20 protein-coding genes and 1 tRNA gene are annotated in these 26,587 nt (G+C 67.7%); 10 read left to right on the top strand and 11 right to left on the bottom strand.

Translation table 11 applies throughout. The features are described from left to right. Positions 1 to 86 precede the first annotated feature (86 nt). From ABFD52_09925 to ABFD52_09915, 3 genes are read left to right on the top strand one after another with little or no spacing between them, the layout of a single operon-like run. On the top strand, positions 87 to 1,058 hold the full coding sequence (locus ABFD52_09925; GenBank protein ID MEN6561080.1) for a TRAP transporter TatT component family protein: 972 nt from the start codon (positions 87 to 89) through the stop codon (positions 1,056 to 1,058). Continuing rightward, positions 1,055 to 2,089, top strand: coding sequence for a TRAP transporter substrate-binding protein DctP (gene dctP, locus ABFD52_09920; GenBank protein MEN6561079.1), 1,035 nt, complete (start codon positions 1,055 to 1,057; stop codon positions 2,087 to 2,089). Before ABFD52_09925 ends, dctP begins: the two co-directional genes overlap by 4 nt. Beyond that, positions 2,079 to 3,926, top strand: a complete 1,848-nt coding sequence (locus tag ABFD52_09915; GenBank protein ID MEN6561078.1) for a TRAP transporter large permease subunit — start codon at positions 2,079 to 2,081, stop codon at positions 3,924 to 3,926. Before dctP ends, ABFD52_09915 begins: the two co-directional genes overlap by 11 nt. A 14-nt stretch (positions 3,927 to 3,940) precedes the next feature. Here the strand turns inward: ABFD52_09915 and ABFD52_09910 are convergent, their stop codons facing one another. Further along, entirely contained in the window at positions 3,941 to 4,294 is a 354-nt protein-coding gene (locus ABFD52_09910; protein ID MEN6561077.1) for a PAS domain-containing protein, read from the bottom strand. Between the two features lie 77 nt (positions 4,295 to 4,371). On the opposite strand from ABFD52_09910, the gene ABFD52_09905 reads away from it, so the two are divergent. The 3 genes from ABFD52_09905 (at position 4,372) to ABFD52_09895 (ending at position 7,887) form a co-directional block, all read left to right on the top strand. Continuing rightward, on the top strand, positions 4,372 to 5,067 hold the full coding sequence (locus tag ABFD52_09905; GenBank protein ID MEN6561076.1) for a DUF2461 domain-containing protein: 696 nt from the start codon (positions 4,372 to 4,374) through the stop codon (positions 5,065 to 5,067). A 13-nt stretch (positions 5,068 to 5,080) separates the two neighbouring features. After that, positions 5,081 to 6,256 (top strand): sialidase family protein, encoded by a 1,176-nt coding sequence (locus ABFD52_09900; GenBank protein MEN6561075.1) that lies wholly within the window; start codon positions 5,081 to 5,083, stop codon positions 6,254 to 6,256. Between the two features lie 113 nt (positions 6,257 to 6,369). Next, entirely contained in the window at positions 6,370 to 7,887 is a 1,518-nt protein-coding gene (locus tag ABFD52_09895; protein ID MEN6561074.1) for a hypothetical protein, read from the top strand. Here ABFD52_09895 and ABFD52_09890 read toward each other — a convergent pair. Both ABFD52_09890 and ABFD52_09885 read right to left on the bottom strand, forming a co-directional pair. Next, positions 7,874 to 11,092 carry a glycoside hydrolase domain-containing protein gene (locus tag ABFD52_09890; GenBank protein MEN6561073.1) on the bottom strand — a complete coding sequence of 1,073 codons (3,219 nt, stop codon included), beginning with the start codon at positions 11,090 to 11,092 and terminating at the stop codon, positions 7,874 to 7,876. The two genes, ABFD52_09895 and ABFD52_09890, sit on opposite strands and share 14 nt — an antisense overlap. Positions 11,093 to 11,274: 182 nt before the next feature. Beyond that, complete coding sequence (locus ABFD52_09885; protein ID MEN6561072.1) at positions 11,275 to 13,608, bottom strand: sodium-translocating pyrophosphatase; 2,334 nt, start codon at positions 13,606 to 13,608, stop codon at positions 11,275 to 11,277. 164 nt (positions 13,609 to 13,772) lie between these two features. Between ABFD52_09885 and gatE the strand changes: the two genes are divergently transcribed. Both gatE and gatD read left to right on the top strand, forming a co-directional pair. Next, positions 13,773 to 15,701: a Glu-tRNA(Gln) amidotransferase subunit GatE gene (gatE, locus tag ABFD52_09880; protein ID MEN6561071.1), complete on the top strand. Its 1,929-nt coding sequence runs from the start codon at positions 13,773 to 13,775 to the stop codon at positions 15,699 to 15,701. Next, complete coding sequence (gatD, locus tag ABFD52_09875; GenBank protein ID MEN6561070.1) at positions 15,701 to 17,089, top strand: Glu-tRNA(Gln) amidotransferase subunit GatD; 1,389 nt, start codon at positions 15,701 to 15,703, stop codon at positions 17,087 to 17,089. The genes gatE and gatD overlap by 1 nt, the downstream gene beginning before the upstream one ends. 3 nt (positions 17,090 to 17,092) lie before the next feature. Here gatD and ABFD52_09870 read toward each other — a convergent pair whose 3' ends face one another. The 7 genes from ABFD52_09870 to ABFD52_09840 form a co-directional block, all read right to left on the bottom strand. Next, positions 17,093 to 20,296: a carboxypeptidase regulatory-like domain-containing protein gene (locus ABFD52_09870; GenBank protein MEN6561069.1), complete on the bottom strand. Its 3,204-nt coding sequence runs from the start codon at positions 20,294 to 20,296 to the stop codon at positions 17,093 to 17,095. 89 nt (positions 20,297 to 20,385) lie between these two features. Then, entirely contained in the window at positions 20,386 to 21,120 is a 735-nt protein-coding gene (gene recO, locus ABFD52_09865) for a DNA repair protein RecO (GenBank protein MEN6561068.1), read from the bottom strand. Positions 21,121 to 21,155: 35 nt separating this feature from the next. Then, positions 21,156 to 22,178 (bottom strand): RodZ domain-containing protein, encoded by a 1,023-nt coding sequence (locus ABFD52_09860; GenBank protein ID MEN6561067.1) that lies wholly within the window; start codon positions 22,176 to 22,178, stop codon positions 21,156 to 21,158. A gap of 83 nt (positions 22,179 to 22,261) precedes the next feature. Next, on the bottom strand, positions 22,262 to 23,158 hold the full coding sequence (locus ABFD52_09855; protein ID MEN6561066.1) for a permease-like cell division protein FtsX: 897 nt from the start codon (positions 23,156 to 23,158) through the stop codon (positions 22,262 to 22,264). Then, the gene (ftsE, locus tag ABFD52_09850) at positions 23,155 to 23,823 is read right to left on the bottom strand and encodes a cell division ATP-binding protein FtsE (protein MEN6561065.1); all 669 of its coding nucleotides are present in this window, start codon (positions 23,821 to 23,823) and stop codon (positions 23,155 to 23,157) included. The genes ABFD52_09855 and ftsE overlap by 4 nt, the downstream gene beginning before the upstream one ends. 40 nt (positions 23,824 to 23,863) lie before the next feature. Beyond that, positions 23,864 to 24,046, bottom strand: a complete 183-nt coding sequence (locus ABFD52_09845; GenBank protein MEN6561064.1) for a hypothetical protein — start codon at positions 24,044 to 24,046, stop codon at positions 23,864 to 23,866. Next, entirely contained in the window at positions 24,043 to 24,411 is a 369-nt protein-coding gene (locus ABFD52_09840; GenBank protein ID MEN6561063.1) for a DUF6677 family protein, read from the bottom strand. The genes ABFD52_09845 and ABFD52_09840 overlap by 4 nt, the downstream gene beginning before the upstream one ends. A 67-nt stretch (positions 24,412 to 24,478) precedes the next feature. Here ABFD52_09840 and mutM point away from each other — a divergent pair, with 67 nt between their 5' ends. Together mutM and ABFD52_09830 are read left to right on the top strand one after the other, a co-directional pair. Continuing rightward, positions 24,479 to 25,318 carry a bifunctional DNA-formamidopyrimidine glycosylase/DNA-(apurinic or apyrimidinic site) lyase gene (mutM, locus tag ABFD52_09835; GenBank protein MEN6561062.1) on the top strand — a complete coding sequence of 280 codons (840 nt, stop codon included), beginning with the start codon at positions 24,479 to 24,481 and terminating at the stop codon, positions 25,316 to 25,318. A gap of 115 nt (positions 25,319 to 25,433) precedes the next feature. Next, positions 25,434 to 25,508: transfer RNA gene (locus tag ABFD52_09830), tRNA-Arg, on the top strand. A gap of 38 nt (positions 25,509 to 25,546) precedes the next feature. On the opposite strand, the gene ABFD52_09825 is transcribed toward ABFD52_09830, so the two are convergent. Beyond that, positions 25,547 to 26,569 carry an HD domain-containing phosphohydrolase gene (locus tag ABFD52_09825; GenBank protein ID MEN6561061.1) on the bottom strand — a complete coding sequence of 341 codons (1,023 nt, stop codon included), beginning with the start codon at positions 26,567 to 26,569 and terminating at the stop codon, positions 25,547 to 25,549. Between the last annotated feature and the right edge of the window lie 18 nt (positions 26,570 to 26,587).

Genomic DNA, 26,587 nt, shown 5'->3' with positions numbered 1-26,587 from the left:
ATTTGACTAACGACCGCCGCGGGCCTATCCTTATTTCGTTGGGAACGGGGTTGTTCCAGGAAGCATAACGGTTTCAGGAGCCGTCCATGCGAACGGGCGAGCCGGGGGCTTCGAACGCGGGGGAGCGGCCGGCGCCAGCGGCCGCCGCCGTGGCCCTGGCCCTGACCGTCCTCCTCGGCGCCTGCTCCATCGAGAAGCTGGCCCTGAGGAAAGTGGCCGGCATGCTCTCCGGCCCGTCCTCGTCCGATGTCTTCAGCTCGGACAACGATCCCGACCTCGTCGGCCAGGCCCTGCCCTTCGCCATCAAGCTCTACGAGTCGCTCCTGGCGTCCCTGCCGAACCACGCCGGGCTGCGCCTCCGCACCGGCAGCCTGTACATCATGTACGCCAGCGCCTTCGTCGAGACGCCGGCCGACACGACGCCCCGCAGCGAGATGGAGACGAAGGAATATCTCCTGGCCAGGGCCAAGAACCTCTACCTCCGCGGCCGCGACATCCTTTTCGTCTCCCTGGAGAAGAAGAACCCGGCCCTGCGGGCCCAGCTCAAGGAACGGAAATACGGGGAAGCCATGGCCCGCTTCAGCCGGGAGGACGCGACGCTCCTCTACTGGACGGCGCTCGGCTGGCTGGCCGCGTTCTCGGTTGACCCCTTCGACATGACCCTCGGCCAGACCGTGCCCCAGACGCGGGCCATGATCGAGCGGGTCGCCGAGCTCGAACCGGACTACGGCCACGGCTCCCTCGATTCCTTCTATATCAGCTATTACGGCTCTCTCCCCGATTACCTCGGCGGCGACCCGGCCAAGGCCCGCGAGCACTTCGCCAGGGCCCAGGCCCTGGCCGGCAAGACCGACACCTCGTCCCTCCTGGCCCTGGCCACGACGGTCTGCGTCAAGGAGCAGAATGCCGCCGAATTCAAGGACCTGGTCGGCCGGGTCCTGGCCTTCGACCCCGAGAGCGACCCGGCCCACCGCCTGTCCAACACGCTCAACCGGCGCAAGGCCCGCTGGCTCCTGGCCCACATCGACGATTTCTTCATCGAAATGGAGCGGCCATGATCAGGCCGATCTCAGCCGCGCTGGCGTTGGCGGCGCTGGCCCTGTCCGGAGCGCCGGCCGCCCCGGCGCCGCCCGGCTCCGCCGCTTCGGGGGCTATCGTCCTCAAGATCGCCAGCATCGCCCCCAGCCGTTCGCCGTGGGACAAGGCCCTGCAGCAGGTGGCCAACGACTGGGAGGCGCTCTCGGGCGGCGCCGTCCAGGTCAAGATCTATCCCGGCAGCATCGCCGGGAGCGAGCAGGACATGATCCGAAAGATGCGCCTGGGCGTCATCCAGGGCGGCATCTTTTCGTCGATGGGACTGGCCAAGATCGACCACTCCCTGACCGTCCTCTGCATCCCCTTCCTCTTCCACAGCCGGGAGGAGTTCAACGCCGTTTTCGACCGCCTGAAGCCGTCCTTCGAGGAAACCCTCGAGCGGGACGGCTTCAAGGTGATGCTCTGGACCCTGGCCGGCTGGGTCAACTTCTTCTCCAAGACGCCGGTCCTCGAGCCCGACGACCTGAAGAGGCTCAAGATCAACGTGACGGCCGACTTCCCGGAGATCGAGCAGGTCTGGAAAAAGATGGGTTACGAGGCCGTGGCCAGCGATAACACCGACCTCATGGTCGAGCTCCAGAGCGGCGCCGTGACGGCCCTCTACCTTCCGGCGCTCCTCGCCGGCTCCGGCCAGTTCTTCGCCCTGGCTCCGCATATGCTCTCCCCCTCCCTGGCCCCCCTCGTCGGCGGGCTGATCCTCAGCGCCAAGGCCTGGGCGTCCGTGCCGGCCGGGCTGCGCGAGCCGTTCCTGGCCGCCGTCGGCCGGGCGGCGCAGGGCCTCTACGACGAAACGATGCGGCTCGAGGCCGACGCCGTCAAGATGATGAAGGACAACGGCCTGGTCGTCCACGAGCCCTCGCCCGAGGCCATGGCCAAATGGCGGACGGCCGCCGACCGGGCGGTCCAGGGACTCGTCGGCCCGGTCTTCTCCAAAGATGCCTACGACCAGGTTGTCGGCTGCGTCAGGGACTATCGCAAGACCCATGGCCAATAGGCTCGCCCGCGCCGCCGAGGACTCGCTCGCCGTCCTGGCCGTCTTCGCCCTGGCCGGCATGCTGATCGCCGAGGCCGTGGCCCGCAAGGCCTTCAACACCGGGATCAAGAACTCCGGCGCCTATATCGAGCATCTCGTGCTCGTGGCCGCCTTCGTCGCCGCGGCCATTACCTCGCGGGAGAAGAAGCACCTGGCCCTGGCCACGGGGATGTTCCTGCCGGAGCGGGTCCGGGCGCTCGCCGACGCGGTCACCGCCGCCCTGGCCTCGGCGCTGAGCCTGGCCTTCGGACTGAGCGCCCTGTCGTTCGCCCGGAACGCCTTCACTGCGGCGGACCGGGTCGGCCTTCTGCCGAAGCGCCTGGTCGTCCTGGTCATGGCCGCCGGCTTCCTGGCCATGAGCGTCCGGTTCATCGCCGCGATCGGGAAGAAAAGCGTCCGTCCGGCCGCGGCGGCCGCGGCCGCCGTCCTGGGGCTCCTTCTCGGCTTCGAGCCGCTCGTCCAGCTGCTGACGGCCGGCGGGGCGAAGGCCGTGCCGGCGCTCGCGGCGGCGGCCGCGTTCCTGCGGCCCGCGGCAACGGGGGTCGCCGGTCCCCTGATCCTTGTCCTCATCGCCGCGGCGTTCTTCGGGCTGCCCATCTTCGTCGTCCTCGGCGGCATCGGCTTCCTCCTTTTCGTCAAGGGCGGTTCGCCGCTCGAGATCGTCCCCAACCAGGCCTACGCCGTCCTGACCGGGAGCGCCATCCCGGCCATCCCGCTTTTCGCCGCGGTCGGCTTCTTCCTGTCCGAGAGCAAGGCGGGGGAGAGGATGGTCCGGTTCTTCCAGGCCGCGTTCGGCTGGTTCCCGGGCGGGCTGACCGTCATGGCCGTCATCGTCTGCGCTTTTTTCACGACTTTCACCGGCGCTTCGGGCGTGACCATCCTGGCCCTGGGCGGCCTCCTGGCCGTCATCCTCGAGAAGGCCGGCTATCCCAAGCGCTTCACGGTCGGCCTGCTGACGGCTTCCGGCAGCATCGGTCTGCTCTTCCCGCCCAGCCTGCCTGTCATCATCTACGGCGTGATCGCCGGGACGAGCATCAAGGACATGTTCGTGGGGGGCTTTCTGCCGGGCGCGTTCCTGGTCGTGTCCGTCATCGCCGTCGGCATCTTCTATTCCTGTAAGCACGGCCTGCCGCGGCACCCGCTGAAGCTCCGGGAGGCCGCGGCGGCCCTCCGCGAGTCCTTCTGGGAGCTCCTGTTGCCGCTTCTCGTCTTCGGCCTCTATTTCGGGGGGATCGTCAGCCTGCAGGAAAGCGCCGCGGCCACGCTGCTCTATGTCTGGATCGTGGAGACGTTCATCAAGAAGGACCTGAGGATCAGGGACATGCCCCGGATCTTCCTGCGCGCCGTGCCGATCATCGGCGGCGTGCTCATCATCATGGCCCTGGCCAACGGCCTGTCCTACTACATCATCGACGCCCAGATCCCCCAGCGGCTGAGCGACTGGGTCGCGGCCACGACCTCATCGCCGATCGTCTTCCTGCTGCTGCTCAACCTGGCCCTGCTCGTCGTCGGCTGCTTCATGGACATCTACTCGGCCATCCTCGTCGTCGTGCCGCTCATCATCCCGCTGGGCAACCTCTTCCACATCCACCCGGTCCACCTGGGCATCATCTTCCTGGCCAACCTGGAGCTGGGCTACCTGACCCCGCCCGTAGGCCTGAACCTCTACCTCGCGTCCTACAGGTTCGAGGAGCCGATATCGCGCGTCTACCGGGACGTCCTGGTCTATCTGGCGATCGAGCTGGCGGCCGTCCTGCTGATAACCTACGTCCCCTTCCTGACCACCGCGCTGCTCTGAAGGACGGATCGAGCCTAAGATCGGCTCCTGTCCCGGTCGAAGTGGGGCATGTCCCAGGGGATCTCGAGCGACAGCTCGACGAATCCGGCGTAGGCGCCGTCCTTATACCAGGGCGCCTGGTAGATCAGCTTCTTCAGGCCGTTCTTCCGGATGGTGTAGGCGTTGGCCTTCCGGTCGGCCATCATCCCGGCCAGCTTCGACCGGCTGGGCTCGGGGTGGCAGTCGAGGACGTTCGCCCCGATGAGCTTCTCCCCGCCGTCGGCGGCGAAGACCTCGCGCGACCGGCCGTTCATCTCGATGATCCGTCCCTCGGCGTCGCAGACCGTGACCGCGACGGGAAATTCCCCGACCCATTCGTTCAGGCTCATGACGGCTCCTTCCCCGCTTCTATACCACAGCGGCTTCGCCCCTCGCAATCTGGTAAAATAGCCGCCTGGAGGCCGGCATGAGCGAAGAGGCCGTGTTCACGGGATTCACCCGGGAGACCGTGCGGTTCTATGCGGAGCTCCGGGAGAACAACAACAGGGCCTGGTTCGAGGAGAACCGGGCGACCTACGAGGCCCACGTCCTGGCCCCGGCCAGGCTCTTCGTCCCGGCCATGGGGGAAAGGCTGAAGGCGATCGTCCCGGGGATCGTGGCCGTCCCCGCGGTCAACAAGTCGATCTTCCGCATCAACCGCGACACGCGCTTCAGCCTGGATCCGAGGCCTTACAAGACGAACCTCGGCATCTACTTCTGGGACCGGGCCCGCTCCCGGATGGAGTCGGCGGGCTACTACGTCGGTCTCGAACCGCCCGACCTCACGCTCGGCGGCGGGATGTACATGATCCCCGACGCCCTGCTCGGCCGCTACCGGAAGGCCGTGGCCGACCCGCGGCGCGGGGCGGAGATCGCCAGGATCGTGAACGCGCTCCGGGCCATCCCGGGCTGCGCGGTCGAAGGGTCGCACTACAAGCGCGTCCCGGCCGGCCTCGACCCGGGCCACCGCAACGCCGAGCTGCTCAAGCACAAAGGGCTGTACGCGAGCTTCGAGGCCAGGGTGCCGCCGGAGTTCTTCGGGGAGGAATTCGTCGATTACTGCTTCGCGCGCTTCGCGCCGGTCGCGCCGCTCCATCGCTGGCTGATGAAGCTCTTCGATTGAGAGGAGGATGACGGTGAAGGCAAGCATGTGGAAAGTCGTCGCTCTCGCCGCCGCGGGGTTCGTCCTGGTCGCGGGTTTGCCGGCCAGCTCCGGGAAGGAGAAGCCGCGCGTCTCCGTGTCCCGCGGCTATTCCATCCCGCTCATCGATCTGGCCGGGCAGGCCGAACGGCAGGTTGTGGTCGACCGCGAGCCGGGCCAGTACCTTGGCCACCCGACGACCGTCCTGCTCGAGGACGGCAAGACCATCATTACCGTCTATCCCAAGGGCCACGGCCGGGGCGCCATCGTCATGAAGCGGAGCGCCGACGGCGGCCTGACCTGGAGCACCCGTCTGCCGGTGCCTGAGAATTGGGCCACCTCGCTCGAGACGCCGACCATCCACCGCGTCGTCGGTCCGGACGGCAAGAAGAGGCTCATCGTCTGGTCCGGCCTCTACCCGGCGCGCCTGGCGGTCTCGGAGGACGACGGCGCGACCTGGACGCCGCTCGCCCCGGCCGGGGATTGGGGCGGGGTCGTGGTCATGTCGTCCCTGGTCGAGCGGAAGCCGTTCGGCCGCGGCCGCTACATGGCCATGTTCCATGATGACGGACGGTTCTTCGCCACGGAGTCCCATCAGAAGGACCCGGTCGTCTTCACGCTCTACGCGACGTTCTCGGAGGACGGCGGGCTGACCTGGTCCTTCCCCAAGGCGGTCTGCGCGTCGTCCGAGGTCCAGCTCTGCGAGCCGGGGGTCATCCGTTCTCCCGACGGCCGGACCCTGGCCGTCCTCCTGCGCGAGGAAAGCCGCAAGCGCAATTCGTACGTCATCTTCTCGAAGGACGAGGGCGCGACCTGGAGCGCGCCGCGCGAGCTGCCCGGCGCCCTGACCGGCGACCGCCACACCGGGAAGTACGCCCCGGACGGGCGGTTGCTCGTTTCCTTCCGCGACATGACCCACGAGAGCCCGACGAGAGGCGATTGGGTGGCCTGGGTCGGCACGTTCGACGACATCGTCAAGGGCCGCGAAGGCCAGTACCGCGTCCGGCTCATGGACAACACCGAGGGCGCCGACTGCTCTTATCCCGGCGTCGAGGTCCTGCCGGACGGCACCTTCGTCGTCACGACGTACGGGCACTGGACGGCCGGCGAGCCGCCCTACATCATGAGCGTCCGGCTGAAGCTCGAGGAGCTCGACCGCCTGTCCCATTAAAAAAAATGGGGGACACAATACCTATTTCCGCTTTTTCGAGCCCGGCCGCCCGTTGCCCCGGATTGGACGCCATGGAGCGCCTGATCTAGAATGAGAGCGCCGAAAGGACCGGGATGTCGCACCCGAAGCGTCTTTCCGCTGTAGCGGCCCTCCTCGCCGCTGCTGCCTCGGCCCTGATCCCGCCTCCCGCCCGCGGCCAAGCGTCCTCCGCGGGCCGGTTCGTCGCGAAAATCGACTGCCTGGCCGATCCCGCCCGCAGCTACGCGCTCTATCTGCCGTCCTCGTTCGATCCCCGCAAGACCTGGCCCGTCCTCGTCCTCTTCGATCCCGGCGCCCGGGGCGCGGCGGCGATCGAGGCCTTCCGGGACGCCGCCGAGCGGTACGGCTGGATTTTGGCCGCGTCCAACGATTCGAGGAACGGCCCCATGGAAGCGAGCGTCCGCGCCGCCCTGGCCCTCTGGACCGATGTGCGGCAAAGGGTGCCCATCGACGAAAAGCGCGTCTACGCCTCCGGATTCTCCGGCGGGGCCCGCGTCGCGTCGGTCTTTCCCGCCGTCGTCGGCCGCCCCATCGCCGGGATCATAGGCTGCGGGGCCGGGCTCTCCGCGGGGATCGAGCCCGGGAAGCTCGGAGCCGCCGCCTATTTCGGCCTGGCGGGCCTGCGGGACTTCAACTACGGCGAGATGAAGGGGCTTGACCGGGCGCTCGACCCGTCCGGCATCCCGCACCGGTTCCATTATTTCGACGGTCCCCACGTTTGGCCGGACCCGGCGTCCTGCGCCCTGGCCGTCGGCTGGATGGAGATCACGGCGATGAAGCGGGGACTCCGGCCGCCGAACCGGGAGCGCGCGGCCGCCTTCATCCGCGGCGATCTCGAGGAAGCCGGGACGCTCGAGGCGGCGCGGCGGGTCTTCTGGGCCGCCGACAGGCTGGAGGCCGCCATGCGCCTGGCCGCGGGGATGGGCTTGGACATCGCCGGTCTCGCGGAACTCCCCGCCCGCCTCGAGAGGCTCAAGGCGAGCAGGGACTACGGGCTGTTCCTAGAGGCCGAGAGGAAGCGCGACCGGAAGGACGCCGAATTCCGGAAGGAATTCAGCCGCGCCGTCGGAGCCATCGAGGACGCCGAGACGGGCGGCCCGTCGGCCGTGCCGGAGGTGCTGCTGGAGACGGGCGTTCGCTTCTTGAAGAAAGCCGCGAAAGGGAAGGGCGCGATCGAGGACCGCGCCTCGGCTTCCCGGCGCCTTTACGATCTCTGCTCCGCCGCCCGGACCCGGGCCCTGGAGCTCTACGGCAAGGGCGACATGATCCGGTCCGGCGCCTATCTCGACCTGGCCATCGCCGCCTGCGAAGAGGGGCTGTCCATGGAGAGCGGCCTCTATTACGACCGTTCGTGCGTGGCCGCGCGGGCGGGCGATAAGGCGCTGGCCTTGCGGCACCTGGCCGCGGCGGTGGACAAGGGGTTCGCCAACCTCGGGGTCCTCGAGACCGATAAGGATCTGGATCCGATCCGGCCCACGGCCGCGTTCCAGGCGCTCCTGGAGCGGGTCCGGAGATCCCGCGGCCTTTCGGCCGGGGCCGGGGACGACCTTCTCGTCGTCAGGCTCTTCCCGGCGGCGGCTAGCGGAGGATGAGGAGCAGGCCCTTGCCGGGCTCGACGCGGATCGGGTCGCCGGGCCTGAACGCCGCTACCCCCTGGAACTTGTCGATGGCCGGGGCGATGAGCCTGGCCTTCTTCGGGTCGAGGCCGAGCGCCTTCCAGTCGATCGAGAGACGCGCGTCGACGGGCTCCTTGGCCCAGGATGCCAGAGCGACCATCGTCGCGCTCCTGGCCGGGACGGCCGTCGTCCTTGCCTGGCCGCGCCTGACGAAGCACGTCGCCAGGACGTCCTTCGTCCCGGTCTTCACAGGGCTCCCCGCGACCCACCAGCCGATCATCTCGCTCCCGGCGATCCCGAACTCGTCCCAGGCCTTCCAGAGCGGCCGCGGGTCGCCCGCCCAGGGCAGCCGCGCCGTCATGCCGAAGACCATGCCGCGCCAGGGGTTGCCGCCGTCCTGGAGCATCTCGCCCATCAGCCCGAAGGGGATGCCCGACATCTCGACCAGCCAGTAATCGGGGCCGCTGCCGTTGTAGTCGAAATACTCGCCGAACCAGAGCCGGTCGAGGAAGGGGAAGTGCTCGAGGTAGAGGTTGGCGCTCGAGGCGAAGCCGTCGCGGACGTTGTACTGGTTGGCGCTGTGGAGGTCGATGAGCGCCCCGGGCCTGTTCCGGTCGAGGACCTTGCGGACGCGCTTCATCGTCGTCCGGTCGAAGGCGACGTCGTCCAGGTAGAGCCCGTCGATGCCGACGTTGCGGGCCAGCCAGTCGAGGCCCTCGATGTAGTAGTTGTGCCAGCGCGACATGCCGCTGTTGATGACCGCCGCGTCCTTGAGCTGGGGCACGAACCAGGCGGCGATGTAGTCGCAGCCGAGGTGCTCCTGGAGCCAGGAGTAGCCGCCGCCCGGCCCCGCCGTGAAGATCTCGCGCCCCAGGCTGCGCAGGGCGAAGATCTCCGGCGCCCGGTTCGACAGCTCGCGCACGGTGTCGTAGATCTTGACCTTGAAGCCGCGCCGGTGGGCGTCGTCGATGTAGGCTTTCATCTCGGGCGCGCGGAGGAACGGGTAGTTGATGTAGGGGTTGATGTCGTTGGCGTGGTGGACGTTGACGACGTTGGCCCCGGCCGCGGCGACCTTGTCGAGCGGCTCGAAGGCGTGGAAGTAGCGCTCGCGGAAGTGCGCGGCCGGCGTGATCGGCTTGAACGGGGTGATGAGCAGGGTGAAGTCGAAGTGGAGCGTCTCGCCGACGCGGAGCCGGCGCGGCCCGGACGCGGCGGCCATGACGACCGTCCCCGGGGCGGCGCCGTCCCGGCCCCCGCTCCGGACCGTGACCGCGCCGCGGCCCTCGTTCCACCACGACGGCGGCATGTTCAGGGGCTTGGACAGGTAGAAATTCGTGTTGAGGGGCCGCGAGTAGTTCTCGGCCCGCAACCCGACCTGCATCCCGGCGTTGACCGTTCCGATCCAGAGGGCGTCCTGGTTCTTCTTCTGGTCCCAGGCCCAGTCGTAGCTCGCGGGACGAAGGCCGCCCTTGAAGCCGAGCCCCATCATGTGGGTCGCGCTCGCCTCCCGCCACGGCACCTCGAGCCGGATGTCCGACACGGCCATGTCGCGCCGGGCCGTGACCGAGACCTTGTAGTCGACGAAGCCGTCGAACTCCATCCGGGCCTGGACCTTCAGGAGAAAGTCGCCGTTGCAGTTGTCGGCTTCCCAGACTACGGCCCCGGGGCCGCGCCGGGCCAGCCGCGGGCCGATGACGCTCGGCTTCCAGTTGTGCTCCCGGCCGTCCTCGTCGAGGACGCGGAGCCGGATCGGGCCGGCCGTCACGTCGACGGGCTTCGCCTGGAGGCGGGTCATCTCCGGCGCGAAGTAGCTCCGGATCCGGGACGGGAGGCCGTCGCGGCCGATGGCCACGGCGCGCCCGAGGCAGCCGACCGTGAGGCGATCGATCGTCATGGCCGTGTAGGGCGGAACGATGCCGTCGTCCTGGGCCAGGGTCGAGTCGAGCCAGCGGAGGCGGGTCAGGCGGGAAGGATCGCCGTCGCCGCTGTCGGCGAGGGTCTCGTCCGTGACCGTCAGCTCTAAGGCCAGGACGGTCTCCGGCAGGCCGGACGGCGCGACCGTCACTGCGCCCTTGAAGACGCCCGGCCGGATCCCGGGCGGCACGGGAACGCCGCACCAGAGGGCCTGGACCCGGCCCTTGGCGACCGGCACGGCTTTCGTGAACGGAGCGCCGTCCCAGCCGGCGCCGCCCTTGTTGATGCAGGTCATGCCTTTTCCGGGAATGACGGAGGGCGCGACGGGCGAGCCGTCGGCGGCCGTGGCCGGCGTCCGGACGAGGTCCGAGAAGCGGACGTCTAGATCGGCGATGGGCTCGCGCGCGGCCCAGGCGCCGATCTGGAAGGTGAAATATTCGCCGCGGGCGGCCCGTCCCCGGATCACGCCGGCGGGACCGGACGCGGCCCAGCGCCCGGGGAGATCGCCGGTCATGCGGATCGAGAGCGACCGGTCCTCCGGGAAGAGGAGATAGGGCGCGGCGGGATGAGCGGCCAGGAGCGCCCGCGTCTCCTCGGCCGTGGCGATCCTTTCCATCGGCGTGAAGGCGCTGAACGCGTCGGCCGACTGGATCTCGACGGTCTCGGCCGGGAGCAGGCCCTCGGCGGCCGCCTCCCCGGCCGGGGGGGCGCCGCTCGCGCGCAGGGCGGCCGCCCGCGCCGCCAGGGCCGGGTCCGCGGACCAGTCGGGAGGATCATACCTGACGTTGGGATAGTTCTTGCGGCCTTCGGACTTGTAGGGCAGGAAGTAGAAATAATAATCGCCTGGCACGGTCCGGGGCTCGAAGAGGAGGTCCGCCGCCTCGCGGCCGATCCTGACCGGCAGGACCTTGACGACGCGCTCGCCGGTCGAGGCGTCGATGACGATGACGTTCTTTTTCTCCGGCTCGAGGTCGGGCCGCCGCCAGGGGATGACGACGCGGGCCAGGGCCGGCCTGGCCGGGGCGACCGCAGCCGGCGGCCGTCCGGCGCCCTTCGCCCCGGGCACGGCCGCGGGGGCGGCGACATGGATCACGGCCCGGTGATTCCCCAGCCCCGATTCGGGGTCCCATGTCCCGACGCCGTATCGCGGTTCCCCGGTCTGGCCGGCGGCGGCCAGGGCCACCGGGACAAGCGCGACGAACCCTAAGGCGATCTCCGCGGCGATCTTGGACAAGCTGAACGAAAAAAGGATCTGTCGGATCGGCATCTTCTTTCACCTCGGGTCGTCGTCCAGGGGACGATACCGGGGCGAACGGAAGTTGTCAAGCGATCCGTGCCGGCGCGGATCGAAGGAATGGGAAACGGGAACGAGACAGAAAAATGGGGGACATGATACCCTTTTTCCTGCCCTGTTGAAAATAGGAAACGGGTATCATGTCCCCCTTTTATTCACTTCTTGGCGGTCTTGGGCTGATCCTCGACGAAGAGCGAGGGGGCTTCGCGCTTGCTGCGGCCGACGGCCCAGATCGTCGCGGCGATGAGCACGGCGACGACCACGGCCAGCCCGGGCGTCATCTTGCTGTACTTGACGATGATCGGCGCGGCCAGCAGGCTGACCATGTTGGTCACCTTGATCATCGGGTTGAGCGACGGCCCGGCCGTGTCCTTGAGCGGGTCGCCGACCGTGTCGCCGACGACGCCCGCCTTGTGGCGCTCCGAGCCCTTGCCGGTGCAGGCCGCGAGGTCCCGGGGCTCGTCCTCGATGCACTTCTTGGCGTTGTCCCAGGCGCCGCCGGCGTTGGACATGAACACGGCCAGGAGCTGACCGCTCAGGATGATGCCGGCCAGGAACCCGCCCAGGGCCTCGACCTGCAGGGTCAGGCCGATGATCAGCGGCATCAAGACCGAGATCAGGGCCAGCGGCACGAGCTCCTTCTGCGCCGCGGCCGTCGAGATGCCGACGACCCGGGCGTAGTCCGGCTTGACCTTGCCCTCCATCAGGCCGGGGATCTTGAACTGGCGCCGGACCTCCTCGACGATGAGCCCGGCCGCCCGGGTGACGGCCCGGATCGACAGCGAGCTGAAGAGCCAGGGCAGGGCGCCGCCGAGCAGCAGCCCGATGAAGACCTTGGTGTCGGACACGCGGATGGCGGTCATGATGTGCTGGACGCCGATCTGCAGCTGGACCTTCCCGACATCGGTGATGTAGGAGGCGAACAGGCTGATCGCCGCGATGACCGCCGAGGCGATGGCCACGCCCTTGGTGATGGCCTTGGTCGTGTTGCCCACGGCGTCGAGGTCGGCCATGATCTGGCGGGCCTTGACCGTCTCGGCGTCGGTCTGGTCGTGCCAGGACATCTCGGCGATGCCGTTGGCGTTGTCCGAGATCGGCCCGTAGGAGTCCATGGCCACGTTGTTGCCGGTGTGGCTGAGCATGCCGATGCCGATCATGGCCACGCCGTAGAGGACATAGAGAGGACCGGCCGGGCTGTAGAGGACGAGGGCGACCATGAAGCTGATGGCGATGATGAAGACGGCCCAGACGCTCGATTCCATGCCGACGCTCAGGCCGGACAGGATGGTCGTCGCCGGCCCGGTCTTGGTCGCCCGGACGATCTCCTGGACCGGGGGCTTGCGGGTGGCCGTGAAGTACGAGGTCAGGGGGTTGAAGCTCACGGCCAGGCCGACGCCGACCGAGGTCAGCACGGCCAGCCGCCAGTCGCCGGCGTAGAAGATGGCCACGATGAACGACCACACGATGGTGTTGACGCTCGAGACCTCGTAGGACCGGAACATGGCCTCTTCGGCGTCCTTGGCCCGCAGGAACTTGAGCGGGAAGCGCTCCCAGATCGGGACCGTGAACGTGCCCAGGATCGAGGAGATGACGCCGATGGCCCGGATGATCAGGGGATAGACGATCCACTTCAGGGCGTGGCTCGGGTCGAGGGCCATCAGGGCCAGCCCCAGGATCAGCCCGGAGACGATGGTCACCTCGTAGGACTCGAAGATATCGGCGGCCATGCCGGCGCAGTCGCCGACGTTGTCGCCGACGAGGTCGGCCACGACGGCCGCGTTCCGGGGGTCGTCCTCGGGGATGTCCTTCTCGACCTTGCCGACGAGGTCGGCGCCGACGTCGGCGGCCTTGGTGTAGATGCCGCCGCCGACCCGCATGAACAGGGCCAGCAGCGTGCCGCCGAAGCCGAAGCCGAGCAGGGCGTCGGGCGCGGCCTTGCCGAAGACCATGAAGATCAGCGTGCCGCCGAACAGCCCCAGGCCGTCCGTCAGCATGCCCGTGATCGTCCCGGCGTAGTAGGCGATCGACAGGGCCTCGTTGAAGCCCCGCCGGGCCGCCGAGGCCGCCCGCACGTTGGCCTGGATGGCCATGCGCATGCCCAGCTGGCCGACCAGCAGGGAGAAGGACGCGCCCATGATGAAGGCGATCGTCCGCCCGATGGCGATGATGATCTTGGCCTTGCCGGCGCCGAACTCGGCGATCGCCTCGGCGCTCGCGGGCACGACGTAGACGCTGAGGAACAGGGCCACGGTCAGGATCCCGATGATCGGCAGGATCTTGCGCAGCTGCGTCTTCAGGTAGCTCTCGGCGCCGATGCGGATGGCGTTCCAGACCTCCTGCATCTTATCCGTGCCCTTGTCCTTCTTGATGACGGTCTTGCGCAGCATCCAGGCATACCAGAGGCTGATGAAGGCCGTCAGCATGACGCCGCAGATGGCGATCTGTTCGAACGAGTTCAGCCCGTGGCGGGCGAGCCCCAAGAGATTCATCCTCGTCTCCTCTTGATAACGAGATGGAAAGGCGCCCGGAGGGCCCGTCGGAACGGCTCCCTGGCGCCCCGGAAAACGGTAATTTGGCACAAGTCCGGGCAAAAATCAACCCTGCGTTTGTGGTATAATGCCGCTTCTGACCCGCAACGGATCGGACCGGACTCATGAGCGATTATCGATACCAGTTCAAGCCCTTCGCCGAGATGTCCGAAGCCGACTACGCCGAAATCGGCTTCCGCTCCGGCCTCGAGATCCACCAGCAGCTCCTGACGGCCAAGAAGCTGTTCTGCCGCTGCCCGGCCGGCCGCTACAGCGACCGATACGACGCCGAGATCCTGCGCCACATGCGGCCGACCCTGTCCGAGCTCGGCGAGTACGACGGCACGGCCCTGATGGAGTTCAAGACCAGGAAGGAGATCATCTACCGGATCAACCGGGAGACCGTCTGCACCTACGAGATGGACGACACGCCGCCGTTCATGATCGACGAGCAGGCCCTCGACATCGCCCTCGGCGTCGCCATGCTCTACAGCCTGAACCTGGTCGACGAGCTCCATATCGCCCGCAAGCAGTACCTCGACGGCAGCATCCCGACCGGCTTCCAGCGGACGACCATCGTCGGCGTCAACGGATGGATCCCTTACCGGGACCGCCGCATCTCCATCGTCCAGCTCGGCCTCGAGGAGGATGCCTGCCGCGAGGTCAGCGACGTCGGCCACCGCCGCGTCTACCTGACCGACCGCCTGGGCATGCCCCTCATCGAGACCGTGACCGGCCCCGACATGCGCACGCCGCAGGAGGCGGCCGAGGTAGCCCAGATCCTGCGCCGGCTCGTCCGCAGCACCGGCCAGGTCCGGACCGGCATGGGCGCCGCCCGCGAGGACGTCAACGTCAGCGTCCGGGGCGGGACCCGCATCGAGATCAAGGGCGTGCCGCGCATCCCGCGCATCCCGCTCCTGACCTATCAGGAGGCCATGCGCCAGTGGAACCTCCTCCGCCTGCGCGAGGAGCTCCGCGGCCGCGGCATCACCTCCGAGACGTTCCAGTCCGGGTCGGAGGACGTCACCCGGGTCCTGCAGAAGACGAGCTACCAGCCCATCCGCGACGCCATCGACGGCGGCGCCGCGGCCTCGGCGGTCGTCCTGCGCGGCTTCCGCGAGCTGCTCAGCTGGCAGACCCAGACGAACACCCGCTTCTCCCGCGAGATCTCCGACCGTGTCCGCGTCGTCGCCTGCCTGACCAAGCTGCCCAACATCATCCATTCCGACAGCCTCTCGGAAACGCTCTCCAGCTCCCGCTGGGAGGCCGTGCGCAAGGCCGTTCGCGCGACCGGGGACGACACCGTGGTCGTCGTCTGGGGCCCGGCCGGGGACGTCAAGACCGCGGTCCAGGAGATCGTCATCCGGGCCCGCGAGGCCGTGATCGGCGTCCCCTCCGAGACGCGCCAGGCCCTACGGGACGGCACCAACGGCTTCGAGCGCATCCTGCCCGGCCCGGACCGGATGTACCCGGACACCGACCTGCCGCCCAAGCAGGTCACGGAAGACCGCCTGGCGCGCATCCGCCGGGGCCTGCCCGTTCCCATCTGGACCCGCGAGGCCTGGTACCGGGAGCTCGGCCTGCCCGCCGACGTCGTCGAGCCCCTGGCCGTCTCCCGCGAGGCCGGCCTGTTCGAGGTCCTGGTCAGGGACTGGGGTCTCGACCCGACCGCCGCCGCGGTGGCCCTGGTCCAGTTCCCCAAGCGCCTCAGGTCGAACGGGCGCAACACGGCCCTGCTCACCGAGGACGCGCTGCGCCGGATCCTGGCCCTGTTCCGGGACCGGAGGATCTCGCGCGACGGCGTCTTCGCCCTGATGGAGCGGGTCGCCGCCGGCGGGGCCCTGCCGGAGACAGGCGAGGTCCGGCCGGCGACCGAAGAGGAGATCTACGCCCAGGTCGCGGACTCCAACGCCGTCCTGCGGTCGATGAAGGTCCACAACCCCGAAAGAAAGGCCCACATCCTCATGGGCCTGGTCATGACCGCGCTGCGCGGCCGCGTCGAAGGCGCGGCCGTCCTCGAGCGGGTCACCGACGCCGCCGAAGGGACATGCTGATGGCCGCGAACGACGACTACAAAGGCTACCGGGGCGAGGCCCTGTCCACGCTCCGGAACTTCGGGGCCCTGGTCTGGAGCGATGTCGAGATCAGGACCTCCCGCGGCACATACACCGGCATCATCCTGCCCCGCTCGGAGACGGCCGACCCGAACCACATCGTCATCAAGCTCCGCTCGGGCTACAACATCGGCCTGGCGGCCCGCTCGGTCGAGGCCATCACGATCAGCGGCCGCAAGGAGGCCCACTACAAGATCCCCGAGAAGGACTTCCCCTTCGATCCGGCCAAGCCCAGGGTCAAGCTCCTCGGCACCGGCGGCACGATCGCCAGCCGGCTCGACTACCGGACCGGCGCCGTCATCCCGGCCTTCTCGCCGGGCGAGCTCTACGGCTCGGTGCCCGAGCTGGCCGACATCTGCAACCTCGAGACCGAGAAGCTGTTCGGCGTCTTCAGCGAGAACATGGGCCCCGAGCAGTACATCGCCACGGCCCGGGCCATCGGCCGCGAGATCGAGAAGGGCGTCCAGGGCATCGTCATCGGCCACGGCACGGACACCATGCACCACACCGCGGCCATCCTGTCGTTCATGGTCCAGGATCCGCCGGTGCCCATCGTCATGGTCGGGTCCCAGCGCTCCTCGGACCGGCCCTCGTCCGACGCCGCGCTCAACCTGATGCACAGCGTCAAGACGGCGGCCGAGAGCGACATCGCCGAGGTCATGGTCTGCATGTTCGGGCCGACCTCGGACATGTACGGGCTCCTCCACCGCGGAACGCGAGTCCGCAAGATGCACTCGAGCTACCGCTCGACCTTCCGGACGATCGGCGACATCCCCATCGCCATGGTCAGCCGCGAGAAGATCACGCCCCTGCGCCACGACTACAAGCGCCGCCGGGCCGACCGGAACGTCAGGATCGACACCTCGTTCGACGATCGGGTCTCCATCGTTTATTACTACCCGAACATGAAGCCGGACATCATCGACTCGCTCGTCGACAACGGCTACCGCGGCATCGTCATCGCCGGGACCGGCCTCGGCCACGTCAACAAGCCGCTCTACCCCGCCCTCAAGCGGGCCCGGGACAAGGGCGTGGCCGTCTTCATGACCGTCCAGACGCTCTGGGGCTACGTCCAGATGTACGTCTACGACACGGGCCGCGACATGATGGAGCTCGGGGTCATCCCGGCGGCCAACATGCTGCCCGAGGTCGCCTATGTCAAGCTGGCCTGGGCCCTGGGGAAGGCGACGGACCTAGAGGAGGTCCGCAGGATCATGCTGACGCCGATCGCCGGGGAGATCACGGAGCGCGAGCCGGAGAACGGCTACCTCATCTTCCAGGGCGGCATCCCGGAGGTCGAGGAATTCATCTCGACCATCAAGAAATAGGGCTCAGAACTCGAACCGCAGGCCGAGCCGGATCGTCCGCGGGTTGAGGATCTCGTTGTAGACGCGGTTGTACGGGCTGGCCGCGTAGGTCTGCGTGTCGACGTAATAGACCCCGAAGTTCGCGTCCGTGGCCCGGTTGACCGTGGCCCGGTTGAGCAGGTTGAAGACGTCGGCCATGATCCACATCCGGCTGGAGCCGACGGCGAAGCTCTTCTCGAGGCGGAAGCTGAGCTCGACCATGGCCGGCAGGCTGTCCTTGGTCGCCGCCTGCAGGTAGATCGTGTTGGCCCGGTAGAGCCCCGGCCAGTTCTCGCTGTTCTCGTAGGCGAAGGTGATGTAGTGGGGGATCTTCCAGCCCTCCCGGGCGTAGAGCGTCGCCGAGGCGTCGATGCCCAGGGGCAGCTGGTAAAGGGCGCTGATCTTGGCGATCCAGCGGGCGAACATCTGCGCGGAGATCTTGCCGTTGTAGGAGTCGGACCAGTTGCCGTAAGGCTTGCCGTCGAGGGCCCACTGGTTGGTCGGGTCGAGGTACGATTTGCCCCAATGGACGCGCTGGTCCTGCAGGGTCAGGGACGAGTCCAGGAACCAGCGGTTGGACAGGCGCTTGGTCAGCGTCAGGTCGAGGCCGATGTAGTCCCGGTAGCTCGTGCTCTTGTCGACCATCCGGTAGGGCGTGCTGCCGGGGAACGAGGCGATCGGCAGGTACCAGGTCCGGCCGGCCGCGTCGCCCATGTCGATCGTTTCGTCGCCGGCCGTGATCGTGGCCGGGATGGTGCCGGCGGCCGCGTACCAGGTCCCCGTGTTGTCGACGACCAGGTCCGGGGTCCCGGGGTAGATGTCGGCCGGGTAGTAGAGCTTGGCCCAGTCGTAGTTGTCGTAGCGCCTGTAAGTAGCCGTGACCGAGGCGGCCAGGTTCGGGCGGAGCTCCTTCTCGAGGCCGAGCATGACCTCGCGCGTCCGGGGCGAGGTCTTGACGCTCTTGACGTTGGGATCGATGTCGCTGCGGTAGAAGGTCGTCAGGTTGTCGTAGTTGACGGCCTCCTTGTCGGACCAGTCGTAGCCCCAGTAGTTGCCGGCGAGATAGGCGTCGCTCGCGAACCCGCCCTCGAGCGCGGCCACGGCCGCGGGGGTCAGGACGCCGTTCGAGTCGAACAGGGCATAGAGCTGGTTCGGGGTCTCGGCATAGGTCGAGGAGTACTGCCAGTAAGCCTCGTCCGGATCGGCCAGCCCGTCCGCGTCCGTGTCCTTCCACCAGAAGCCCAGCCCGCCGGTCAGGCCCAGGGGCCGGGGGACGTTGGCGCCCGGGGTCAGGAGGTCGCCGTACTGGGCCAGGGATAGCCTGAGGATGGTCTTTCCGTCGCCCTTGAGGTCCCAGCTCAGCCCGAGCCGGGGCGACCAATTGCTCCACTCGTACTTCGGGTCGATGGCCTTGACCGTGAGGGACGGCAGGTAGTTGGTCAGGCCGGTGATCAGGTCCTGGTCGAAGATGTTCGTATAGCTCGAGACGACGGAGGCGATGCCGGTCGCGCCCAGGGACGGGTTCTGGTGGTCGTAGCGCAGGCCCAGCCGCAGGGTGAACCGCCCCTTGGTGACGGTGTCCTGCAGATAGACCGCGGCCTGCCCGAGCAGATCGATCTCGCGGTTCTCGCGATTGAAGACGAAGCGCTGCCAGGCCGCGGGCGGCACGACCAGGCCTTCGCCGAGGTCGATGAGCGGCTCGTTGAAGTTCCGGAAGATCTCGTAATGCTGGGGATAGCCAGAGACGCTGGTGGTCTTCTTGTCGGTAAACGCGAAGCCGGCCTTGAACTCGTGGCTCAGGCCGAGGAAGCTGTCCCTGTAGAGCCGGACGTCGAGCTGGGTGTCTTTCCGGGACCGCGTCGAAACGGCGTAGTCCCAGGACCGGCCGTATTCCGAGGAGAAGGGGACGTAGAGACCGTTGGTGACGTCCCAGACGACGGGGTTGGTCATGTCCTCGTCGATCATCGGCCTGGTCGTCGTGCCCGTGTTGGCCCAGGTGAACTTGGCGGACAGGTAGAGGTCCTGGCCGAGGACCTGCTCGTCCTGCAGCTTGAAGATGGGGTTGCCCAGGCTGTAGCGGCCCCTCCGGTGGTCGCCTTCGGGCTTGGCGGCGTCGGCGTTGATGCCGAACCGTTCTTCCTGGCTCGTGGTGAGCAGGGCCTCGAACCGGTTGCCGGTGAGGATCTCGGCGTTGAGCTTGAAGCTGTAGTCGTGGAACTGGACCCGATCCTGGGTGTTGTAGATCGTATAGGCGAACAGGTCCTGGACCCCGAAGCCGGCCCAGAGCCAGAGCCGGTTCTTGACGACGGGCCCTCCCACGCTGGCGCCGTAGTCGCGGAACTGCTGGATCTTGTTGATGTTGGAGACGCCCGCCGACTTGAGCGAGGTCGTCAGGTTGCTCGACTGGAAAGCGTCGCCGGTCAGGAAGAAGCGGACCGTGCCGGCGAGCCTGTTGCCGGGGCGGCGGCTCAGGATGTTGACGGCGACCCCGGCCGTCTGCTGGGTGACGTCGGCCGCGCCTCCGGTCGTGACCTGGATCGTGTCGATGGCGTCGAAGTCGTAGTGGATGGAAGACGCGCCCCTGTCGACGGGGTCCGTGACGTCGATGCCGTCGATCGTCCAGGTGTCGGCCCCGCCGTTCTTGTAGTCGCCCTTGGCCAGGACGCGGGCCTGCAGGCCCGATTCGCTGCCGGCGACATTCTCCCGGTCGAGGAGGGTGCCGGGGGCGAGCTTGACGACGTCCCAGGGGTCGCGGGTCGTGGGCAGGGCTTGGAGGATCTCGGGGCCGAAGGATTCGCCCCGGGCGAAACGGGCCGGATCGACGGCCGGGACGGGGGCGGTCACGTTGACCGTTTCCCCGGGCTTGCCCGGCTGGAGGACGAGATCCAAGGACAGACGGCCGCCGGCCTCGATGATGATCCCGGAGCGGACGAGGGTCTTAAAATCGTTCAGCTCGGCCTTGAGGGTGTAGTCCGAAGCGGGAAAGACCGCTGGGAAGCGGAACGCGCCCGCGGCCCCGGTGGTTAAGGTCGAGTCGGCGGCCAGGGGCCGCGAGAGGGTGACCTTGACCCCGGCCAGCGGCTTGCCGTCCTTACCGACGGTCCGGCCCTGGAGAACGCCCGTCCGGCCCTGTGCCGACAGGGAGAGCGCGAGCATGAATACAGCAAGGACTACCGCGGCTTTTTTCAATGACGCCTCCTCAGTCGCTCCGGTACCGCACTCATGAAAAACCCGATATTCGTCATTTTGGTTCCACCCATTATAACAAAACGGGTTCCCTACGTCTTGAGGAAATGCAGGCTCCGCGGCTCGCGCTCCATGTGATAGACGATCAGGGCCTGGAGGGCCCGGCGGACGGCCGCGATCCGGTCGGGCTGGAAGGGCGGAGCGCCTCCGCCCGGCGGCGGGTTCCTGCGGACCCATTGGAGGAACTCCTGGATGCCGGCCGGGACCGGGTCCTTCTGGAGCGGAGCGCAGCCGGGGCAGTACGCGCCGTCCTTCTTCGGGCCCAGCCAGCCGCCCGCGGCCAGGGCCTTGCGGCACCGCCGGCACGAGGCGAGATCGGGCAGGAGGCCGTTGGCCTGGAGGAACCAGGCTTCGAAGTAGGCCCCGGCGAAGTCGCGGTCGGCGCCCGCCTTGAGGCCGCGGAGGACGGACAGGAGCAGCCGGAAGAGAACATCCTCGCGGGCCCGGGCGGGAGCGAACTCCTCGACGAGCTCGGCGAAATAGGTCAGGAGGAAGGCCGTCGCGGGCTCGGCCTGGATCTCGAAGAAGGATTCGAGGAGGTCGCAGCCGGAGACCGTGACCAGGTCGCGGCGCTCCTTCTCGTAATAGAAGACGCGGACGGTGGACATCGGCTCGAGGCTGCTGCCGAATCGGTTGCCGAACTTGCGGGCCCCCTTGGCCACGCCGCGGAGGATGCCCTTCTCGCGGCAGAAGAAAACGACGAGTTTGTCCTGATCGCCGATGTTGGTGGTCCGCAGGACGATCGCTTCCGCCTGGTCGGTGGGCATGGCTTCAGGAGCTCGAGGGCATCGGGGCGGAGGCCTCAGCCCGCCGTCGAGCCGGGGGAGGGGGCCTCGAGGAAATCCTTGATGTTTTCCGGCGTGATCTTGACGTCCGTCAGGACCTGGCCGGAGCGGCCGAGGCGCCTGGCCGGCCGGCCGTTCAGGCGGAACGTGAATCCCCCGGCGTTGCCCGTATGGATAAGGAGGACGCGGTCGGCCCGCGCCGTGGCCGTGGCCCCGGCCGGGAAGATGCCGTCGATCTTGGGCTCGCCGTCGGTCTGGACGTGGATCCAGGTCTCGGCCTCGAAGGTGATCTCGACCGTCACGCCCTTCCAGGCGTCTTCGGAGACCGGCGGGGCCGCGGGCTTGGCCGACGGCTCCGCGGCGGGCTGGGCGGAGGGGACGGGCACGGCGGCGTTGGAACCCGGCGCGGCGACGCCGGGAGCGGCTTGGGGACCGGCCTGCGCGCCGGCCGTTTCGGCGGCGGGCGCCGGCCCGGACGTCTGCGGCGGGGGCAGGATGATCTGGGCCGGGAGGCTGGCGGACGGGGACTCGGGCCGGCGGGGGGTCCGGTTCGACCAGAGGACGATGAGGACGGCCACGGCGGCCAGGATCGCCGCCAGCCGCCAGGCGACGGCGAAGATCCGTTTGCGCGCGGCGGGCGAGAGACGGCGCCTGCGGGCGGCCTCGATGACAAGCGGCGACCCGGCCTCTTCGGCGCCCGGCAGGGAGGGCTCGGCCGGGAACAGGTCGAGCGTGGCCGGGGCGTTCCCCGGCTCGGGCCTGCCCGCCCGGCGGAGGAGCGAGGTCCGGACGTGCTCGGGCTCGGAGAGCAGTCCGGCCGCCCGGTAGCGGGCCAGGACCTCTTCCGGATCGAGCCCGACGGCCTTGGCATAGCTGCGGATGATGCCCTTGATGAAGAAGCCGCCGGGCATGGCCTTCAAGCGGTCGGCCTCGAGGGCTTCGAGGTAGCGGGGGACGATCTTGGTGGACGCGGCGATCTCCTCGAGGGAGATATTGCGCGCCTCGCGCTGTTCTCTGAGGGCCTGACCCAGCGAAATCATTTGCCCTGATTCTAAGACAAAATTCAGAGGGGGTCAAACCTGCTCTTTGCGCATTTTTGGGCAAAAAGCAGGTTTGACCCCTCCTAAACCTTCAGGAATTTCGAGACCGAGGTGGCGCTGCCGATGAAACCCGTGGCCGCGCCGCCGGCCAGAAGGGCGAGCGCCTGGGTCAGGTCGGGATAGCGGAACTGGAGCAGCTGCTGCAGGGCGCCGAGGGAGGCGCCGAGGTAGACGGGGAAGAGGCGGATGACGACGAAGAGCAGCGCCAGGGACAGCAGGCTGCCCAGCAGCCCCAGGGTGATGCCCTCGAGCCAGAACGGGACGCGGATGAACAGGTTCGTCCCGCCGACGAGCCGCAGGATCTCGATCTCGTTCTTGCGGGCGAAGACGTTAAGCTTGACCACGTTGGAGATGATGAAGAACGAGGTCAGGATGAGGATGCCGCCGAGGAAGGCGCCGATGGCCCCGGCCAGCCGGCTGAAGCCCTGCATCTTCTCGACCCAGTCCTGGTTGAAGAGAACGTCCGTGACGCCCGGCCGCTTCTTCATGCCCTCGACGAAGGCCACGACCTCCCTGGAAGCGGTCGCCTTGGCGTTGACCCGCAGCTCGAGCGACGGCGGGAAGGGGTTGCCCCTGAGCCCGGCCACGACGTCGGCCAGGTCGGGGAAGTTCGTCCGGAACCGCTCCAGGGCCTGTTCGGGCGAGACCAGGCCGACGCTTTCGACGAAGGCCGGCCTCGAGATCTCCTGGCGGATGGCTTCCACGGCCTCCGGCGCCAGGGCCCTGTCGAGATAGAAGACGACGCTCATGTTGCTCGACAGCTCGCGGGCGGTGGCCCGGAGGTTGTTGGTCAGCGACAGGAAGATGCCGACCGTGAGAAAGGACAGGCAGATGATGGTCACCGAGAAGAGGTTGCGCGTTCGGAACTGCCACAGGTTGTTGCCCGTGACGTTCAGGAAGAACTTCAGCTTCTCGATCACGCGTGGGCTTCCTTGCCGACGATCTTGCCCTTCTGCAGGAAGAGGATGTTGTTGCCGAAGTGGCGGATGAGCTCGCGGTCATGGCTGCCGATGATGACCGTCGCGCCCTGCAGGTTGATCTGCTTGAACAGGGTGACGATCTCGAAGGCCAGCTCGGGATCGAGGTTCCCGGTAGGCTCGTCGGCCAGGATGATCTCGGGATTGTTGACGATGGCCCGGGCGATGGCCACGCGTTGCTGCTCGCCGTAGGACAGGCGGCCCGGCAGCTCCCACATCTTCTGGTGCAGGTTGACCTTCTGGAGCGTGGCGAAGACGCGCCGCCGGATCTCCTTGCGCGGCACGCCGACGACCTGGAGCGGCACGGCGACGTTGTCGAAGACGCTCCGGTGGAACATCAGCCTGAAGTCCTGGAAGACGATGCCCATGGTCCGGCGCAGCGTGTAGATCCGGCTGTCGGGGACCTTGAGGATGTTGACGCCGTTGATGAGGATCTGGCCCTCCGTCGGCAGGGTCTCCCGGAAGATCGTCTTGAGGAGCGTCGTCTTGCCCGAACCGCTCGGCCCGGTGATGAAATAGAAGTCGCCGTCGTTGATCTGGAGGGTGACGTCCGAGAGGGCCCAGTACGGCTTCTGGTACTGCTTCCAGATGTGAAAGAGCTCGATCATGGTCGTGGCGTCCCCGCCGGCGGCGCCGCGGGGCGGCCGTCTATTTCTTGATGAACAGGAACATCAGCCAGCCGAAGGCCAGGGCGCCCACGGTCATCACGGCGAACATGAGCAGGCCGTAGCGGAGGCGGCTCTTGAGGTCCGGCCGGCGGATGAGGGCCAGGACGAGGGCGACGAAGAACGCGTAGACGACCATCGACAGGAGGAGGCTCTCGAAGATCATGACTTCTTCCCCGCTCCGATGTCGTAGGCGTCGATGGCGACCAGGAAGTTGAGCAGCCCCGCCCCGGCGATGTAGGCGGTCCCGAACTCGAACGTGGCCCGGGCCATGTCACCGCCGCCCCAGCCGAAGACGCGGGCCAGGATGTAGAAGAGCCCGTTGCCGATATCGGCGAAGAAGGCCAGGATGGTCAGGGGATTGTCGGTCTGGAAGGGATAGACGCGGCCGCCCATGGCCAGGCCGAGACCGGTCATGGCGAAGATCGAGACGAAGAACAGGACGGCCCGCCAGTACTTCTTCCGGAGGGCGTGGCCCAAGCCGGGAACGGCCCAGCCCAGGATCATGGCGAGGATGGCCTTGAGCTTCATAAGAGGGCATATTAATGAAATCCATCCGTCAAATCAAGTTTGCGGATGGATTTGGTAGAATAGGAACATGCCCGAGCTCCCTGAAGTCGAAACCATCGCCCGCTCCCTCCGGCCCCGGATCGCCGGCCGGACGATCGCCGGCCTCGATCTCCTCGATAAACGGTTGCTCAGGACCGGCGGGCTGAACGGGCTCGGCGCCCTGCGCGGCCGCCGCGTCCTCGGCGTCCGCCGCCGCGGCAAGATGCTCCTCATCGAGATCGAAGGCGGGCGGACGCTCGTCTTTCACCTGAAGATGACCGGCCAGTTCCTGTTCGCCGGCGCGGCCGAGCCCCGCGACAAGCACACCCGCCTGGCCGTCCGCTTCGCCGACGGCCGGAACGAGCTCCGTTTCCGCGACGTCCGCAAGTTCGGGTTCATGCTCTGCCTCGACGGCCCCCCCGAGTCCGTCTGCGGCGAGCTGGCCTGCCTCGGGCCCGAGCCGCTGGCCGTCAGCCTCCCGGAATTCGCCTCGATCCTCAAGGGGCGGAAAGGCCGGGTCAAGAGCGTCCTGCTCGACCAGAGGCGGATCGCCGGCATCGGCAACATCTACGCCGACGAGGCGCTCTTCGCCGCCCGCATCCATCCCGAGAAGCCCGCGTCCTCGCTGCGGCCCGACGCGGTCGAACGGCTCTATCGGTCGATGAAGAAGATCCTCGGGGCGGCCATCGCGGCCGGCGGCTCGACCGTCCGCGACTATCGCGACGCCGAAGGGAACGCGGGCGGCTTCCAATTGGCGCATAAGGTCTACGGCCGGACGGGGGAGCCCTGCGTCGCCTGCGGCGCGGCCATCCGCATGAAGCGCGTCGGCGGCCGCTCGAGCCATTTCTGCCCGAGGTGCCAGCGACGGCCCGGAAGCCGAACTCGCTGAAATATCAGTCCCTTATCGGAAAACCCGGCAGCCCGGATGGGTCCAGTCGCGCATCCCGGGCCTCATTGAAAAGGCGCGGCGATTCGGCTATAGTAAGGGCGCTTTGTCCGAGGATGCCCCTGTAGCTCAGTATGGATAGAGCAGCAGATTCCTAATCTGTTTGTCGCCTGTTCGAGTCAGGCCAGGGGCACTTTTCCTTCCTCACGGCTCCTTCCGCCTGGGCGGCGGTCAGGGCGTTTCTTTGACGAAATCCGGTCCCGGCGCGGGGGTCCCCTCCAATCGGAAATCGAAGCTGTTCTGCTGGAGCACCTTGATGCAGGCCTCCACGACGTCCTTGTCGTAGAGGACGCCGCTCTTCTGCGAGATCTCCTCGAGGGCCTTGGCGATCCCCAGGGCCGGCCGATAGGGCCTGTGGGAGGACATGGCTTCGATGACGTCCGCGACGCCCAGGATCTTCGCCTCGGGCAGGATCTCGTTGCCCGATATGCCCATGGGATAGCCGGATCCGTCCAGCCGCTCGTGATGCTGAAGGACCGTCATGGCGACGGGCCAGGGCATGTCGATCGACTTGATTAGATCGTAGCCGACCCGGGGATGGGCCTTGATCAGCAAGAGCTCGACGTCGGACAGCCGGGTCGGCTTCGTCAGGATCTCCGCCGGGATGGCGATCTTCCCGATGTCGTGGATGAGCCCGGCCAGGCGGAGCCCGTCGATCCTGTCCACCGAGAATCCCATCTCCCGCGCGATCGCCCGGGCCAGATCGGCGACGCGCTGCTGATGATTGACCGTATAAGGGTCCCTGATCTCGAGCATCCTCTCGATGACCTGGATCATGGTGCCTGTCGTCTTGCGCAGGGCCCTGAGGGTGTTGTTCAGCTTGTTCTCGAGCAGGCGCCGCTCCGAGACGTCCCAAAAATACACTTGCGTGCCCACGATGCCGTCGTTGTCCCTGAGCGGGACGGCCGCGACCTCGAGGAAGATGACGGACCCGTCCTTCTTGACACCCCTGATCTCGTACCGGGGAGGCGCGTAGTTGCCGGAGACCCGGGCCTCGTGGTACTTCCGGACCGTTTCCGTGTCGTCCGGGTGGACGAGCGCTTGCAGGGACGGCTCCGTCATTTCGCCCGGGGCGTAGCCGAACATCGCGGCGTATTTCCTGTTGAAATAGCGGGTCTTTCCTTCCTGATCGTCGATGGCGATGGCGATGCCGGCGTCCTCGACCAGGCCTTTGTAGAGTTCTGCGTTCTTCATTCGGCGCTCTCCTTCAGG

Source organism: Acidobacteriota bacterium (genome assembly GCA_039683095.1).
Classification (GTDB): domain Bacteria; phylum Acidobacteriota; class Aminicenantia; order Aminicenantales; family Saccharicenantaceae; genus RBG-16-66-30.
This window is presented reverse-complemented; position numbering and strand designations above follow the sequence as displayed.

Excerpts from the sequence above, each read along its gene's own strand:
- ABFD52_09925 (MEN6561080.1), top strand. The coding sequence starts at position 87 with ATGCGAACGGGCGAGCCGGGGGCTTCGAACGCGGGGGAGCGGCCGGCG.
- dctP (MEN6561079.1), top strand. The coding sequence starts at position 1,055 with ATGATCAGGCCGATCTCAGCCGCGCTGGCGTTGGCGGCGCTGGCCCTG.
- ABFD52_09915 (MEN6561078.1), top strand. The coding sequence starts at position 2,079 with ATGGCCAATAGGCTCGCCCGCGCCGCCGAGGACTCGCTCGCCGTCCTG.
- ABFD52_09910 (MEN6561077.1), bottom strand. The coding sequence starts at position 4,294 with ATGAGCCTGAACGAATGGGTCGGGGAATTTCCCGTCGCGGTCACGGTC.
- ABFD52_09905 (MEN6561076.1), top strand. The coding sequence starts at position 4,372 with ATGAGCGAAGAGGCCGTGTTCACGGGATTCACCCGGGAGACCGTGCGG.
- ABFD52_09895 (MEN6561074.1), top strand. The coding sequence starts at position 6,370 with ATGTCGCACCCGAAGCGTCTTTCCGCTGTAGCGGCCCTCCTCGCCGCT.
- ABFD52_09890 (MEN6561073.1), bottom strand. The coding sequence starts at position 11,092 with ATGCCGATCCGACAGATCCTTTTTTCGTTCAGCTTGTCCAAGATCGCC.
- ABFD52_09885 (MEN6561072.1), bottom strand. The coding sequence starts at position 13,608 with ATGAATCTCTTGGGGCTCGCCCGCCACGGGCTGAACTCGTTCGAACAG.
- gatE (MEN6561071.1), top strand. The coding sequence starts at position 13,773 with ATGAGCGATTATCGATACCAGTTCAAGCCCTTCGCCGAGATGTCCGAA.
- gatD (MEN6561070.1), top strand. The coding sequence starts at position 15,701 with ATGGCCGCGAACGACGACTACAAAGGCTACCGGGGCGAGGCCCTGTCC.
- recO (MEN6561068.1), bottom strand. The coding sequence starts at position 21,120 with ATGCCCACCGACCAGGCGGAAGCGATCGTCCTGCGGACCACCAACATC.
- ABFD52_09860 (MEN6561067.1), bottom strand. The coding sequence starts at position 22,178 with ATGATTTCGCTGGGTCAGGCCCTCAGAGAACAGCGCGAGGCGCGCAAT.
- ftsE (MEN6561065.1), bottom strand. The coding sequence starts at position 23,823 with ATGATCGAGCTCTTTCACATCTGGAAGCAGTACCAGAAGCCGTACTGG.
- ABFD52_09845 (MEN6561064.1), bottom strand. The coding sequence starts at position 24,046 with ATGATCTTCGAGAGCCTCCTCCTGTCGATGGTCGTCTACGCGTTCTTC.
- ABFD52_09840 (MEN6561063.1), bottom strand. The coding sequence starts at position 24,411 with ATGAAGCTCAAGGCCATCCTCGCCATGATCCTGGGCTGGGCCGTTCCC.
- mutM (MEN6561062.1), top strand. The coding sequence starts at position 24,479 with ATGCCCGAGCTCCCTGAAGTCGAAACCATCGCCCGCTCCCTCCGGCCC.
- ABFD52_09825 (MEN6561061.1), bottom strand. The coding sequence starts at position 26,569 with ATGAAGAACGCAGAACTCTACAAAGGCCTGGTCGAGGACGCCGGCATC.